Annotated in this window: 12 protein-coding genes; 3 read left to right on the forward strand and 9 right to left on the reverse strand. The window is 61.5% G+C overall.

Annotated elements, in window-relative coordinates; translation table 11 throughout:
- Positions 1-20 precede the first annotated feature (20 nt).
- Positions 21-413: a response regulator gene (locus tag ACY69P_RS06385; RefSeq protein ID WP_462326911.1), complete on the reverse strand. Its 393-nt coding sequence runs from the start codon at positions 411-413 to the stop codon at positions 21-23.
- The gene (locus tag ACY69P_RS06390; RefSeq protein WP_462326912.1) at positions 410-3367 is read right to left on the reverse strand and encodes a PAS domain S-box protein; all 2958 of its coding nucleotides are present in this window, start codon (positions 3365-3367) and stop codon (positions 410-412) included. The genes ACY69P_RS06385 and ACY69P_RS06390 overlap by 4 nt, the downstream gene beginning before the upstream one ends.
- 477 nt (positions 3368-3844) lie before the next feature.
- Here ACY69P_RS06390 and fusA point away from each other — a divergent pair, with 477 nt between their 5' ends.
- The 3 genes from fusA (at position 3845) to ACY69P_RS06405 (ending at position 8553) form a co-directional block, all read left to right on the forward strand.
- A complete protein-coding gene (fusA, locus tag ACY69P_RS06395) occupies positions 3845-5908 on the forward strand; it encodes an elongation factor G (RefSeq protein ID WP_462326913.1) in 2064 nt (687 codons plus the stop codon).
- A gap of 289 nt (positions 5909-6197) precedes the next feature.
- On the forward strand, positions 6198-6902 hold the full coding sequence (locus tag ACY69P_RS06400) for a lysophospholipid acyltransferase family protein (protein WP_462326914.1): 705 nt from the start codon (positions 6198-6200) through the stop codon (positions 6900-6902).
- Positions 6895-8553, forward strand: a complete 1659-nt coding sequence (locus tag ACY69P_RS06405; RefSeq protein ID WP_459898263.1) for a ribonuclease J — start codon at positions 6895-6897, stop codon at positions 8551-8553. The genes ACY69P_RS06400 and ACY69P_RS06405 overlap by 8 nt, the downstream gene beginning before the upstream one ends.
- A gap of 83 nt (positions 8554-8636) precedes the next feature.
- On the opposite strand, the gene ACY69P_RS06410 is transcribed toward ACY69P_RS06405, so the two are convergent.
- From ACY69P_RS06410 to ACY69P_RS06440, 7 genes are all read right to left on the reverse strand, one after another.
- Entirely contained in the window at positions 8637-9065 is a 429-nt protein-coding gene (locus ACY69P_RS06410) for a DUF4079 family protein (RefSeq protein WP_462326915.1), read from the reverse strand.
- A gap of 26 nt (positions 9066-9091) precedes the next feature.
- The gene (locus tag ACY69P_RS06415) at positions 9092-9964 is read right to left on the reverse strand and encodes a UbiA family prenyltransferase (RefSeq protein ID WP_462326916.1); all 873 of its coding nucleotides are present in this window, start codon (positions 9962-9964) and stop codon (positions 9092-9094) included.
- Entirely contained in the window at positions 9961-11178 is a 1218-nt protein-coding gene (coxB, locus tag ACY69P_RS06420; RefSeq protein WP_462326917.1) for a cytochrome c oxidase subunit II, read from the reverse strand. The genes ACY69P_RS06415 and coxB overlap by 4 nt, the downstream gene beginning before the upstream one ends.
- 6 nt (positions 11179-11184) lie before the next feature.
- Positions 11185-11475 (reverse strand): cytochrome C oxidase subunit IV family protein, encoded by a 291-nt coding sequence (locus tag ACY69P_RS06425; protein WP_462326918.1) that lies wholly within the window; start codon positions 11473-11475, stop codon positions 11185-11187.
- 16 nt (positions 11476-11491) lie between these two features.
- Positions 11492-12094 (reverse strand): cytochrome c oxidase subunit 3 family protein, encoded by a 603-nt coding sequence (locus ACY69P_RS06430; protein ID WP_462326919.1) that lies wholly within the window; start codon positions 12092-12094, stop codon positions 11492-11494.
- On the reverse strand, positions 12084-13709 hold the full coding sequence (gene ctaD / locus ACY69P_RS06435) for a cytochrome c oxidase subunit I (RefSeq protein WP_459898252.1): 1626 nt from the start codon (positions 13707-13709) through the stop codon (positions 12084-12086). Before ctaD ends, ACY69P_RS06430 begins: the two co-directional genes overlap by 11 nt.
- A gap of 100 nt (positions 13710-13809) precedes the next feature.
- Positions 13810-14656: SCO family protein (locus tag ACY69P_RS06440; RefSeq protein WP_462326920.1), on the reverse strand; the 847-nt coding region annotated here is incomplete at its 5' end.

Here is a 14656-nt window from a genome sequence, read left to right on the forward strand (position 1 = left end):
CGCCCCGCCGCCGTTTCATCCTACCACTCAACCTTCACGCCGTAGAGGTCGTCCAGCGCGTCCACAAGGGCCTCCATGGACCGCACGGGCTTGCTGAACACGTGGCGCGACGTCAGGCCCATGTCGCGTAGCGCCTGCGGCAGCACGTAATCCGCGGACCCGGTAAAAATAAGCACCATCAGGTCCGGCGCTTCGGCTTTGGCCTTCATGATAAAGTCGTTGCCGTCCATCCCCGGCAGGCGCATGTCCACGGTGACAAGGTCCGGGCCGATGCGGCGCAACACCTCCAACCCTTCCTCACCGCTTCCGGCGGCATGGACCTCAAATCCACAGTCCTCGAAGAAGTCCACCAGTGTGCCTCTGATGAACTCTTCATCGTCGATCACAAGTATGACGGGTTCTTCTCGGCTCATGCGGAGGCCTCCCTCACCGGCAGCCGGATGGTGAACTTGGCGCCCTTGCCGGGTGCCGACTCCACGTCAAACTGGCCGCCATGATTGGTGCATATGATAAAATACGACACGGACAGCCCAAGGCCCGTCCCGGTGCCCACGGACTTTGTGGTGAAGAACGGTTCAAACACGCGCTTGCGCACATGCTCTGGCATGCCGGGACCATTGTCCGTCAATTCTATGAGTATCTCCGCGCGCTGCAGCGCCGTGCGGATGGTAATGCGCGGCGTCTCGGGCGGCGGGTCCGCCTCGGCCATGGCCTGCGCGGCATTTTTGAGCAGATTCAAAAACACCTGCTCAATCTCCGTGGAACTGCACAGCGTGTGCGGCAGATTCGCGGCATAGTGCCGCTCTATCTCAATCTGCCGGAAGTCGAACTTCTTTTTAAGGTCGTAGTCGTTGGCCGCCAGTTCAATGGTTGAGTCGAGCAGGGTATTCAGATCGCAGGCCTGAATGCGCGACTCGCTGCTGCGGCTAAAGTTCAACATATTCTGCACAATCTTTGCGGCGCGGCTTCCGGCATCCCTGATGCCATCAATATACCCGGAAATGCCGCGCTCATCCATGTATTGCCGCATTTGCCCAAGGTCGATGCCAATCTCGCCCGCGGCCTTGGTGTTTGCGGAAAGCTCGGGCGACACACGCCGGGAGATGCTCTCCGCACACTGCATAATGATGCCCAGCGGGTTGTTGATTTCGTGCGCCATGCCAGCGGCCAGCCCTCCAACGGACAGCATCTTCTCCGCCTGAATCATCATTTCCTCAATGCGCGCCCGTTCCGTCACGTCGTCTATGCGCACAACCGCCCCCTCGAATCCCTCAAACACCAGCGGATACACGGTCAGGTCCTCGTAGCGCATGGCGCCCTCACCCATCATATGCGCCCGCCGTGGCGAAACCTGCGGCTTGCGCTCGGCCAATGCCGCCTCAACAAGCGCCGTCTCTCCGGCAAGTTCGGGCATGACGTCACTCAGGGCGCGGCCTTCGGCGTCGTCAAAACTCAGGCCCGTCATATGCTCGGCCTCGGTATTCCACTGCGTCACGCGGCCCTCGCCATCAAGGGCCACCAGCACCGACGGCATGGAGTCAATGATGGACTGGAGCATATTGCGCAACTGCCTGCGCTCCTCCTCGGCGCGCTTGCGGTCGGTAATGTCCAAAAAGATAGCAATGCCTGCAACCACCTCGCCCTGCTCGTCATGTACGGGTACGGCGTTGACCAGCACGGTGTATTCCTCGCCCGAGGTGTGCACCACCACCATCTCCATCCCGCTCAACACTTTTTCCTGCGTCATCGCCATAGCCAGCGGCAATTTATGGCGCGGCAACTCCCAGCCGTCCAAGTCGTAGGCGCGGAAGCGGATGGTCTCGGCATTGACGAATTCGCCGTCCACCATGCCCGTGGTGCCCACGGCCTCCTCGTTGATGCCCAGCAGGCGCTCGGCCTCCTTGTTGGATGCCGTAATAATCCACGACTTGGCATTGCCCTGCGCGATGACAATGGCAAAAGGCGCTTGGTGCAGCACCGCCCGCAGCAGCCGGTTGGACCTCGCCAACTCGTTGGTGGCGCGCTTGCGGCCCGTGATGTCCGAGTGGGTTCCGGCCATACGGTAAGCGCGGCCCGAGTCATCACGCACGCCCGTGCCCCGGCCCAAAATCCAGCGGTAACTGCCGTCCCTGTGCCGCAGGCGGTATTCAATCTCGAACTGGCTACGCACGCCGTCGCGGCACTCGCGGTTGACGCGCAGGACCATGTCTTTGTCATCGGGGTGGATGCGCTCCATCCACTCGCGCACATCGTTGTCTATCTCGTGGTCGGCATAGCCGATGATGCTCTTCCAACGCGGGGAAAAATAGATGGAATCCGACGCCACGTCCCAGTCCCAGATGCCGTCGTTGGCCCCCTGGACAACCAGCGCGTACCGCTCCTGACTTAGGCGCAACTCCTCGGCGATGCGTTCCTTTTCCTCCAGCTCGAATTCAAGGGCCTCGGTCCGCTCGCGCACGCGCTTCTTCAGCGTCCTGTTCACGGCGTAAAAGACAACAATAATAGCCAGCGCGGCCAGCAGGGTCAGCCCGCCAATACGCAAAAGGAACATGGTGCGCTTGCGGTCTTCGTCCATGTTGTACCACTTATCGCGCAGGGCCTGTGCTTCCTCCTCAGTGATGCTGTCCAGCCCCTTTTGCAGAATGTCGCGCAGGATGGGCAGGTCCTTGCGCACGGCAAAGCTGAAACGGTAGGTATACACGGCGTCCCCGGCCACCCGAATGTTCGCGAGGCCGTCCTTTTCGATGTAGTAGGCCGCAAGCCCAAGGTTCACCACAAAGGCGTCCACCACCTCAAAGGCGAGGTCGCGCAGCCCGGCCTGCGCCGTGGGAACAGGGACGATTTCAAAGCGCGAGGCGTAGCTATTTTTGAGGAAGGTATGGGTCGCGTAGCCGTTGACCACGGCCACCCGCCTGCCGCTAAGGTCCTCCAGCGTTGATGTGGATTGGTCGTCACTGCGCACCAGCAGCACACACGGCACCTCCACATAGGAGTTGGTGTATATAAGATAATCCTCGCGGTCCTTGGTAATAGTCAGCGCGGTGATGGCGTCGCCCTCGCCGCTGCGGAGCATATTGAGAACGGTGTTCCAGTCCGGGTGGGTCTTGTAGGTAAACTTGACGCCCAGCTTCTTCTCCACAAGGTGCAGGTAGTCCGCGCCAAGCCCGGAAAAGCGGCCCTCCTCGTCGGAGAATTCAAATGGCGGGAATTGCTGGTCGTAGACAAAGACGACGTCCGCGGCGTTTTTCCACAGCCAGTCGCGCTCCTCCTCGGTGAGGGGCGTCACAAGGCCGTTGGCTCTGGCCCCATGCCCTGCAAGGCATAGCAGCACAACCAGAATCATCTGGAAAAATCGCCTACTCTGCATGAACAGACCCCGGCTTGATGGCGGGACGCATACCGCAACTCAGAAAAAGACGAATCGGACCCGCCCGTCGCGCTTTATGCCAGACGCCCCAGCGGTCCCGCCAAAATGACGGAACTTCCTTCTTATTGAATCCCACAAAAGCCGCGGGATTGTCCACTGTGCGGGCAGAAAACTCCGCCGCACGCCCGCCCTGCCCCAACATTCTGCGCCGCGCCTGGGCCGCGCCAGCGCCCCGGCGCAACCTGCCGCCACTCTGGCACTCCTGCGCTTTAACGCATGCGCCGGGGCCTGCGCGCCACGCACAAGCTGGGGCCAACACCTGCGCGAGTATGCATTTCGCCGCTTGACAACGTTGAAGGGAGCTTCGTATAGCTTTAAATCATTGAAATTTCTTATCCGCGGACCTGTTTCCGGGTTCAGCGGTGCGCTCTAGCGCTGCGGTCACCCGGAATTAATACACAGCCAAGGGAGAGACCAATGTCGGATGCGCTCAAGACCCAACGGACCTACGCACTTGTAGGACACGGCGGCTGCGGAAAGACCTCGGTCGCCGAAATGCTGCTGCTCCAGACCGGCGTCATCAACCGACTCGGCAGGATAGAGGAAGGCACCACCGTCCTCGATACCGAACCCGAGGAAATCAAACGCCGTGGGTCCATTCTGCCGGGCTTTGCCTCGTACGAGTGGAACAAGAACACACACTTTCTCATCGACACTCCCGGCGACAACAACTTCGTCGGCGACATCGCCTACCTCCTCACCGCTGCGGACGGCGTCATCTTCACCATCGACGCCGTGGACGGCGCAAAGCCCCTGACCAAACGCCTGTGGGGCGAAGTCCACAAGGCTGGCCTCCCCGCCATCATCTTCATCAACAAGATGGACCGCGACCGCGCCGACTTTGACATGGCCTTCGACAGCATCTCCTCCATGCTCGATACCAAGCCCGTTCTGCTCTACATGCCCATCGGCCAGCAGGAAGACTTCCGCGGCGTTGCGGACATTCTGGCGAACACGGCCTATATCTACAACGAAGACGGCTCCTTTACCGAAACAGCCGTCCCCGGCGACATCGCCTCCGACGTTGAAACCCTGCGCGAAACCATGATCGAAAACATCGCCGAGAGCGATGAAGAGCTCATGGAAAAATACCTTGAGGAAGGCGAGCTCTCCGACGACGACATCGCCACCGGCCTGCGCAAGGGCGTCCGCTCCGGCGAGCTGACCCCCGTGGCCTGCGGCTCCGCCCTGCAAAACCGCGGCAGCAACATGCTGCTGAACCTGACGCAAGACCTGTTCCCCTCTCCCCTGGAACGCTCCCCTTGGCCCGGTGAAGACGGCGAGCAGCGCGAGTCCAGCCCGGACGCCCCCTTCTCCGCCTTTGTCTTCAAGACCATTGCCGATCCCTTTGCCGGACAGCTCTCCGTCATGCGCATCCTCTCCGGCACCCTTTCCGGCGACACACAGGTGCTCAACACCAGCACCGGCGACAAGGAACGCATCGGCCATCTGCTGCAGGTTGAGGGCAAAACCCAAAAGCCCCTCAAGGGCGAGGCCGGTCCCGGCGCCATTGTGGCCGTGGCCAAGCTCAAAAACGTGCACACCGGCAACACCCTGTGCGACGAAAAGGCCCAGTTCACCTTTGCCGCCCCGGCACTGCCCCCGGCGCTGATTTCCTACGCCCTCGCCCCCGAGGAAAAGGGCGAGGAGGACAAGGTCTACTCCGCCGTGCACAAGCTGCTGGAGGAGGACTTCTGCCTCAAGCTCACGCGTGATGCGGAAACCGGCGACATTCTGCTCTCCGGCATGGGCCAGCTGCACATTGAAATCGCCGTAGAGCGCGCCAAGCGCCGCTTCAAGACCAATATCCTGCTCAAAACGCCCAAGGTGCCCTACCGCGAAACCTTCAAGGGCAAGGCCGACGTACAGGGCCGCCACAAAAAGCAGTCCGGCGGACGCGGCCAGTTTGGCGACTGCCTCATCAGGCTGGAGCCCATGCAGCGCGGTGAGGGCTATGAATTCGTTGACGAAATCGTCGGCGGCGCCATTCCGCGCCAGTACATCCCCGCCGTGGACAAAGGCATTCAGGAGGCCGCCGCGCGCGGCGTGCTGGCTGGGTACCCGGTGGTGGACTTCAAGGTGCACCTCTACGACGGCTCGTACCACTCCGTGGACTCCTCGGAAATGGCGTTCAAGATTGCCGGTTCCCTCGCCTTCAAAAAGGCGGCGGAGCAAGCCAAGCCCATTTTGCTGGAGCCTGTGGTCCTCGTCTCCGTCTTTGTGCCCGACGATTTTATGGGCGACGTCATTGGCGACCTGTCCAGCCGCCGCGGCAAGGTCCTTGGGTCCGACTCACAGGGCGGCGTCACGGAAATCCGCGCCCATGTCCCCATGGAGGAAGTGCTCCAGTACGCGCCCGACCTGCGCTCCATGACGGGCGGTCAGGGCACGTTTACCATGGAGTTTGACCACTACGAGGAAGCGCCGCCGCAGGTGGTGGACAAAGTTGTGGCCAAGGCCGCAGAACCCGCCCATGCCTAGGGCGCACCCCTCTCCCGGCGAGGCAAAGCCCCGCCACCACCCCGCTGGCGGCCCGTGCGCCCCGCGCCACACATTCCTGTCACCACAGCCGCCCCTGCATGCGCAGGGGCGGCGTTTTTCGTCCTATGGCCGGTATTGCGCCGATTTTTCCGCGCCCGAGTGTCGGCTCGGGGACAGCGAAGGCAGGCAATCTGCGCCTTGTTTGTCGTCCGTATTTCCAGTACATTGCCCCCGCCGGGGTCATGTTTGCAGGCGCCCGGACACGATAACAAGGACATCGCACCACAACATGCTTAGAACCATATTCTTTTATTCCACCTACCTGCCGCTGACGGCAGTGCTTACCATTTTGGCCATTACCATCCCCAAGACCGCCCGCTGGTGCGCCCAATTCTGGAGCGCCTGCGCCGTGCGCTTTGCCGGCATCCGCGTGGAGGCGGACCTGGGGAATCTGGACCCAAGCCAGAACTATATCTTTATGGCCAACCACCAAAGTCAGCTGGACATTCCGCTTTTGTACACATCGCTTCGCCACTGGAGCATCGGCTTTGTGGCCAAGCAGTCGCTTTTTGACATTCCCCTGTTCGGCAACGCCATGCGCAACGCCGGGACCATTCCCATCGACCGGACCAACCGCCGCCGCGCCATGAAAAGCGTGGAGAAAGCGGTGGAGGAAGTCCGCGCCGGGCAGAACATTGTCATCTTTCCCGAAGGCACACGCGCCTTAGACCTTTCCTCGCTGCAGCCCTTCAAGGTCGGCGGCATGATTATCGCGCTCAAAACGGGACTTCCGGTGGTCCCGCTCGTTATCACCGGATCCGGCGAGACCCTGCCCAAAAACCGCATCCGCTTCGGCGAGAACCGCACCATTCGGGTCAAGGCTCTGCCCCCAATTACCACACAGGGGCGCTACACGCTCAAAGAGCGCGAACTCTTTAAGGACGACCTGTACCGCGCCATGAACGCGGCCTACATGGAGCAGCATAATGGCTGAACAACACGTCACCCTGACCCCGCTTGGCGGTCTGGGCGAGATTGGCATGAACTGTATGGTCATGGAGACGGGCGACTCCATGATCCTCATCGACTGCGGCCTGATGTTTCCGGAGGACTACCTCTTCGGCATCGACGTGGTCATCCCCCGGTTCGACTACCTCATTCAGAACAAGGACCGCCTCAAAGGCATCATCCTGACCCACGGACACGAGGACCACATCGGCGCGCTGCCGTGGCTGCTCCAGAATGTCCATGCCCCGGTGTTCGGTTCGGAATTCACCATCGCCCTGGTGCAGAGCAAACTGCGCGAGCATAACCTGCTGGACGACGCGGACCTGCGCACCGTCAACGGGCACGACCGCATCACGCTTGGCGACTTTGGCGTCACGTTCTTCCCCGTGTGCCACTCCATCGTGGGCGGCTTCGGCATGGGCATCGAGTCCCCGGCCGGACGCATCGTCCACACCGGCGACTTTAAGATTGACCGCAATCCCCTTGGCGGCGTGGCCACGGACCTTGACGGCTTTAAGCACTTTGCCGACGAGGGGCAGGTGCAGCTGATGCTGTCCGACTCCACCAACGTGGAACGCGACGGCTTCGCCCTCACCGAGCGCGAAATCAAAAGCTCCCTGCACGACATTTTTGACGGGCACGACGGACGCATCATCGTCACGCTCTTCTCCAGCCACATCCAGCGCATGCAGGAAGTCTTTGACCTTGCCGCCCAGTTCGGGCGCAAGGTGGCCGTCAACGGCCGCAGCCTGCTGCGCAACATCGACCTTGCGCGCGAGCTGGACTACCTGCGCGTGAAAAGCGACACCATCATCGACATGGAGGACATCCCCTCCTATCCGGATTCGGAAATCGTTCTGCTGGTGACGGGTTCGCAGGGCGAGCCGCTGGCGTCGCTGTCGCGCATTGCCTCGGGCGAGCACCGGCAGCTCTCCATCCGCGAGGGCGACCTTGTGCTCATGTCCTCGCGCTTCATCCCCGGCAACGTGCGCGCCATCACCAAGGTCATCAACAACCTCTACCGCCTCGGGGCGGAAGTGCTGTACGAGCGCGTGCAGGGCATCCACGCATCGGGTCACGCCCACCGCGAGGAACTGAAAATCATGCTGGAGACCGTGCGGCCCAAATTCTTTGTGCCCGTGCACGGCGAATACCGCCATCTGGTCAAGCACTCCCGCCTTGCGCGCGAATGCGGCGTTGCCCCGGAGCGCGCCCTTGTGCTGGAAAACGGCGACCCGCTCACCCTGCTGGCTGACGGCGGCATCCGTCTGGAAGACAGCGTGCCCGTGGACCAGATTCTGGTGGACGGCAAAGGCGTTGGCGACGTGGGCCAGACCGTGCTGAAGGAGCGCCAGCTTCTCGGCGGCGAGGGCATGGTCATCGTCACCCTTGTGGTGGACGATGAAACCGGCGAAATCCTTGTCGGCCCGGACATTTCATCCAAGGGCTTTGTGTTCGAGCAGCAGTACAGCCACCTGCTGGAAGACGCCAAATGCATCGTACTGGATATCTTCGAGAACATTCCCCCCGGCGAGACGGGCAAGCTCAAGGAGCGCATCCGCTCCTCCCTGCGCCGCTTCTTCCGCCGCGTCATCGACCGCGACCCCGTGGTCATGCCGCTGGTGATGCAGATTTAGCGCCGCGCCAGAGCGCACACATTCAAGCGGGCCGCCTTCCTCTCGGAAAGCGGCCCGCTTTTCGTTCCACTGACAGGCACCACTCAACCCGTCAGCAGAAACATCCGAATCACCCATATGCCGGTGAAAATCTGCCAAATAGCCAGCGCCAGCAGCAGGGCGTTGTTCGCGCCATGGACAAGGGGGAGTACTGTGCGGCGCTTGCGCTTTCTGTCCAGCACCTCACCCGTAAAATAGCCGGTCACGAGCAGCGGCAGCATGATGAGCCCCACCACAAAGTGTGTGCCCGTCAGGTCAGAGGTCCCCCACTTGTAGCGCGTCATGCCCGCGCCCCACACAAAGGCGACAAACCAGACGATGATGACAACCCGCCCCCAGAACACATGCCGCTTCCAGTCGAACCGCGTGCGCTTTTTGAGGTGCGACATCATAAAGCGCTTGATGCCCAGCACCAGCACATACACGGCCAGAAGCGTGCACAGGAATTGCACGATGGGATGCACCCAAAGCATAGTTCCCCCTTTGCGTTCAGCGTGGTCTACAGGCCTAACAGCAGCGCCGCGAAAATGAGCGGCATGGACGCATTCAGCCAAGCCATGGCGCGGCGGGAGCGTCCCCACACGCCGCACAGCCCAACTCCAGCCCCGGTCACGGCGCAGATGCCCAGCATCCACGGCGCAGCCTCCGGCGCGCCCACAAAAACCGGCAGCGTCAATGCGGTGGTAAAGTACGCCACCACCCATAAATACATCAGCGGACGGTACACGGCCACAGGCAGGCGCACAGGCGGCAAAGGCAGCCGCGCCGCCACGTAGTCCTCATGGTGCAGTTCCGCCAGCATCCAAAAATGCGGCACCTGCCACAGATACACCACCACACACACCGCGAGGATTCCCGGCGCATCAGGCGCGCCGCCAGCCGCCAGCCAGCCCACGTAGGGCGGCATGGCGCCGGGGACGCCGCCCACCAGCACGGCAAGGCCCGTGAGGCGCTTAAGCGGCGTATACAGCCCGTTGTACAGGGCCACGACCCCCGCGCCAGCAAGGACCAGCGCCCCGGCCCCGCGCGGCCCCGCGCCCAAGAAACCAGCAGCGGCGTATAGCGCAAGGCCAACCGCCATAAGCGCCGCCGCCCACAGCGTGGCAAGGCGGGGCGACATGCGGCCAGCAGGCACAGGACGCGACGCAGTCCGCCGCATGCGCGCGTCCAGCACGCGCTCCTGCACCTGATTCAGCGCCGAGCATCCCCCGCACAGGGCAAAGGACCCCGCGCACACGGCAAGGCCAGCCCCAAGGGGGACGCCACTCTCTAAGCCAAGCAAAAAGCCAAACAGCGCGGCTCCAGCCACCATAGCGCTGATGCGCGGACGCGCCAGCGCCATGCATGCCGAGGCCCTGCCGCCCGTGCTCATCCGCCCGCCTCGCTCAGGCTTTTCAACCAGTCCACCAGCGCGCTGAGGTCATCCTCGCTCAGGTGTCCATAGGGCGGCATGATGGGCTGGTAGCCCTTGGAAATCACCGCCTCCGGCTCAAGGATGGCCTCGCGCAGGTAGGCTTCGTCCGCCGTGGCCTGCTCCTCCACACCATCACGCAGGACCGCAACGGTGCTGCCATACAGATTCTTAAACGTCGGCCCCGCAATTTCGGAACCGTCCGTGGAGTGGCAACTCAGGCACCCTTCGCCCTCGGCCACACTGCGGCCCATGGGCATGGTCATGGCTCCTTGGTTCGCCATCCAGTTGACCATCTCCAGCAGGTCCTCCTCGGGAATAACGCCGTCATAGCCGGGCATCATGGCCTGATAGCCCTTGACCACCTCGGCATTGGGGTCCAGCAGGGCGCGGCGCAGATACGGCTTGTCCGCCACCACTTCGGCCTCCGTGCCATCGGCCTTCACCACCTGCCGCGTGGTGCCGTAGATATTCTTCAGCGTTGGGCCAACGCCGTCACTGCCATCCAGCGAGTGGCAACTGACGCACCCGTATTCCTCAAGGAGCGCCTTGCCCTTGTCCGCGGCCTTGGTATCGGTTTCGCCCGTGTACCACGCCCCGAATTCGTCCTCGGGCACCACGCGCACCACGCTCAGCATATTGGCGTGCTTCAGCCCGCAATACTCCGCGCACAGGATGTCATAGTCCCCGACCTCCTCGGGCCGAAACCACGCATAGGTGTTCATGCCGGGGACCGTGTCGCGCTTGATGCGAAACGCCGGGACGTAGAAGCTGTGCAGCACGTCTGTGGACGTCATGGTCAGCTTCACCGGGGTGTCTACAGGCACGTACAGGACATTGCTGCGGCGGCCGTTGTCGTAAATGAACGCCCACGACCACATGCGCCCCTCCACCCGCACCTCAAGGGCGTCCTCGGGCGCGGACTGCAAGGCCTTGAAGCTGTCCCACCCGAACCAAAACATGCCAAGGGCAAGGATGGTGGGGATGAGCGTCCACATCACCTCCAGCCACACGCTTTCGCGTACGTTTTCGGCCTCGGGATGGCGGGTATGGTGATACCGCCACAAGAACCAAAGCATCAGCCCCGTCACCAGCGCCAGTACGGCCACGGAAATGACGAAGATGATAAGGAAGGCAAAATCAACCTTTGCCGCTGCGTCCACACTCGGATTCATGGCAGCCTACCTGTATGCTGTGTCGAAGAACGTCAACCCGATGAATATCGCCAAAATAACAAACGCCGTGATGACCATGATATGAAAGGTCCTGTTCTCGTAGCGCAGATGCATGAAGATGAGCACCACAAGAAGCGCCTTGCTGGTGGCAATGGTCAGCGCGATGACGACATTCAAAAAACCAAAATTAATCTCCGCGGCTCCCACCGTGACGACGGTCAGCACCAGCAGGGCCGCCCATACGCCCACAAGCAGCCGGTACGGCAGGATATGATGATCGCCATTTTCCGAGTGCATAGCGCGTCTCCCGTCCTTAGGTGACAAGATAGAAAAGCGGGAACAGATAAATCCACACAAGGTCCACCAGATGCCAGTACAGCCCGGCATTCTCCAGCGTGACGAAGTCGTCCCCCGTGACCTTGCCCACATGCACCAGCCACATCACCCAGCCAATGACGCACATGCCGATGATCACATGCAGGCCATGCAGCCCCGTCATGGTGTAGTACATGGCGTAAAACACGGCCTTGCCGTGCTCCATGTCCGTCATCAGGTCCGAGCCGGGATAGATGCCGTGGTGGATCTTGGCGCTCCATTCAAAGTACTTGTTCACGAGGAACACCCCGGCAAAGGCCACGGTCAGCCCAAGGAAGAGCATGGTCCGCTTCATGTCATGGTACTGAATGGCGGACACGGCCAGCGCCATGGTCAGGCTGCTGGTGATAAGCACCACGGTATTCGCCGCGCCAAAGGGCACGCTCAGCGTCAGGCTTCCGGCATGAAACCCAACGGGATAGCGCGCCAAATACACGGCAAACAGCACAAACAGCCCGCCAAAGAGCAGTATCTCCGTGAACAGGAACAGCCACATTCCCATCTTCGCGCCGGTGTAGTCCTTCAAGGCGTCATGCGTCATCAGCCTTTACCCCCGAGAAGTCGTACGGTCCGCGGTCCACAACGGGAACCGACGGGAAGTTGTGATGCGGCGGCGGAGACGGCAGCGTCCACTCCAGCGTGGCGCCGCCCCAGGGATTCTTGCCCACCTTTGGCCCGTGGCGCATGCCCTGCCACAGGTTCCAAAACATCAGCGCCAAGGCCACGGCCGTAATCCACGAGCCAATGGTGGAGACAAAGTGCATGTCCGTGTACTGGGGCAGATAGTCGTAGTACCGCCGCGGCATGCCCTCCATCCCCAGCACCAGCATGGGCATGTACAGCACATTCATCCCCAGCAGCAGGAGCAGCGCGCTGATATTGGCCCGCCGCATGTTGTAGGAACGCCCAAAGACCTTGGGCAGCCAAAAATGCATGGCCCCAAACAGCCCAAACCCCGTGCCGCCAAAGATCACATAATGGAAGTGCCCCACCACAAAGTAGGTGTCGTGCACATGCACGTCTGTCCCGGCGCTGCCCAGCACCAGCCCGGTCAGCCCGCCGATGGAAAACAGGAAAATGAAGCACATGGCAAAGGTCATGGGCGGGTCCAGCCGTATGGCCCCCTTGTACAGGGTGGCCACCCAGTTGAAGACCTTCACCGCCGAGGGGATAGCCACCACAAAGGTAAGCAGGGAGAAGATGAGCACCGCCGTGTCGCTCATGCCGCTGGTAAACATGTGGTGCGCCCACACCAGCGACCCGGCAAAGGCAATGGCAAGGCTGGAGACCGCAATGGTCTTGTAGCCAAAGATGTTCTTGCGCGCGAAGACCGGGATAATCTCGGACACCACGCCCATGGCGGGCAGCACCATGATGTACACCGCCGGGTGGGAATAAATCCAAAACAGATGCTGATACAAAATAGGGTCGCCACCGCGCGCGGGGTCAAAAATGCCCATGCCCAAAACGCGCTCCGCCGCAATAAGCAGCAGCGTAATGCCAAGGATGGGCGTTGCCAGTACCTGTATCCACGCCGTGGAGTACAGCGTCCACACAAACAGCGGCAGGCGCGAGAACGTCATGCCCGGTGCGCGCAGGCGGTGGATGGTGACGATAAAATTCAGCCCCGTCAGAATAGACGAGAACCCGAGGATGAACACCCCGGTTACGGCAAGGCCCACATTGGTCGTGGTCTGCGTGGAAAACGGCACATAGAAGGTCCACCCCGTGTCGGGCGGTCCGTCGCCGCTAAACAGCGCGGTAATGGCAAACGCCGCGCCAATGATATACAGCCACCACGAAAAGTTGTTCAGCCGCGGAAAGGCCACATCCTCCGCCCCAAGGTGCAGGGGCAGAATAATATTGCCGAAAGCCGCGGGCACGCTGGGGATGACCACCAAAAAAATCATCACCACGCCATGCAGGGTAAACACGGCGTTGTACGTCTGCGGGCCCATGATGGTCTCGCCCGGGGCAATAAGCTCCAGCCGGATGGCAAGGCCCAGCATAACGCCCACGATAAACATGGCGAGGATGCATCCCAGATAGAGCAGTCCAATCCGCTTGTGGTCCGTGGAGAATATCCACGACCGGATGAGGCCGCTGCCTTCAACCGGATTCAGAAATCCCGGACCATAGACCTCGGTCGCGCACATGCCTCTTCTCCTCGCACGGTTGGCGGATGCCCACGAAGGGGCGCATCCATGCATTCAACACGAACGGAAACAGCTGGCAGGCTGTGGCCCACAGGCGGCGCTAGTCGCGCTTTTTGCGCCCGGATACCAGCAGTATGACAAAAAGAATCACGGCAAACCCAAGGATGGAGAACCCAGCAACGCGCATGGTGTCGAACACATAGCGCCGCCCCTCGGGGTCGTAGTCGAAGCAGAAGGACAACAGGCGCTTGACGGACACGCCAACCTTGCCCTGCGCCGCCTCCGTGGCGGCCATGGTCACATCAAAGGGGAGAAAGTCCGTGCCGTAGAGATACCGGACAATCTTGCCGTCCGGGGCCACGGCCACCACCACCGCCGCATGCACAAAGGCGTTTTCCACCCGGTGAAAGCGGAAGCCAATGGCCTGCATGGCGCGGTCGATGTTTTGCTTATCGCCGGTCAGATACAGCCAGTGCTCCGGCGGAAACTCGCCCTGCATGGACGCCATATAGTTGCGCTTTTTGCTGGCGGCCACCTTGGGCGTGTCGTACTCGTCAAAGCTGATGGACACCACGCGCAGCTCCTGCCCCGGCGTCAGGGCCACATCCGGCAGGATGCGCGCAAAGGACGACAGCATCAGGTTACACACGCTGGGGCAGGTATAGTACACGGGCATAATGATGGACGGCGCGGTCAACACGTCGCGCAGGTCCACCTCGTGTCCGTTGGAATCCTTGAGCGTAATGCCGCGCGGGATGTACTCGCCCAGCTTTTCGTCCACGCCAACGTCCATGTCCGGAACGGCTTCGCCCTCGGCCATAACCTCCTGCATCATGGCCTCATGGTCGTGCCCCGGCATGTCAGCCATATCCCCGGTCATATTGCCGTGCATGTCCGAGGCATTTCCTGCGGGCATCGTATGCCCGTCGTGTTCACTGGCGGGCATC

Source organism: Desulfobaculum sp. (genome assembly GCF_054921475.1).

Coding starts and splice junctions, on each gene's coding strand:
- coxB (WP_462326917.1), bottom strand. CDS start 11,178: ATGAATCCGAGTGTGGACGCAGCGGCAAAGGTTGATTTTGCCTTCCTT.
- ACY69P_RS06390 (WP_462326912.1), bottom strand. CDS start 3,367: ATGCAGAGTAGGCGATTTTTCCAGATGATTCTGGTTGTGCTGCTATGC.
- ACY69P_RS06430 (WP_462326919.1), bottom strand. CDS start 12,094: ATGACGCATGACGCCTTGAAGGACTACACCGGCGCGAAGATGGGAATG.
- ACY69P_RS06415 (WP_462326916.1), bottom strand. CDS start 9,964: ATGAGCACGGGCGGCAGGGCCTCGGCATGCATGGCGCTGGCGCGTCCG.
- ACY69P_RS06410 (WP_462326915.1), bottom strand. CDS start 9,065: ATGCTTTGGGTGCATCCCATCGTGCAATTCCTGTGCACGCTTCTGGCC.
- ACY69P_RS06385 (WP_462326911.1), bottom strand. CDS start 413: ATGAGCCGAGAAGAACCCGTCATACTTGTGATCGACGATGAAGAGTTC.
- fusA (WP_462326913.1), top strand. CDS start 3,845: ATGTCGGATGCGCTCAAGACCCAACGGACCTACGCACTTGTAGGACAC.
- ACY69P_RS06425 (WP_462326918.1), bottom strand. CDS start 11,475: ATGCACTCGGAAAATGGCGATCATCATATCCTGCCGTACCGGCTGCTT.
- ACY69P_RS06400 (WP_462326914.1), top strand. CDS start 6,198: ATGCTTAGAACCATATTCTTTTATTCCACCTACCTGCCGCTGACGGCA.
- ctaD (WP_459898252.1), bottom strand. CDS start 13,709: ATGTGCGCGACCGAGGTCTATGGTCCGGGATTTCTGAATCCGGTTGAA.
- ACY69P_RS06405 (WP_459898263.1), top strand. CDS start 6,895: ATGGCTGAACAACACGTCACCCTGACCCCGCTTGGCGGTCTGGGCGAG.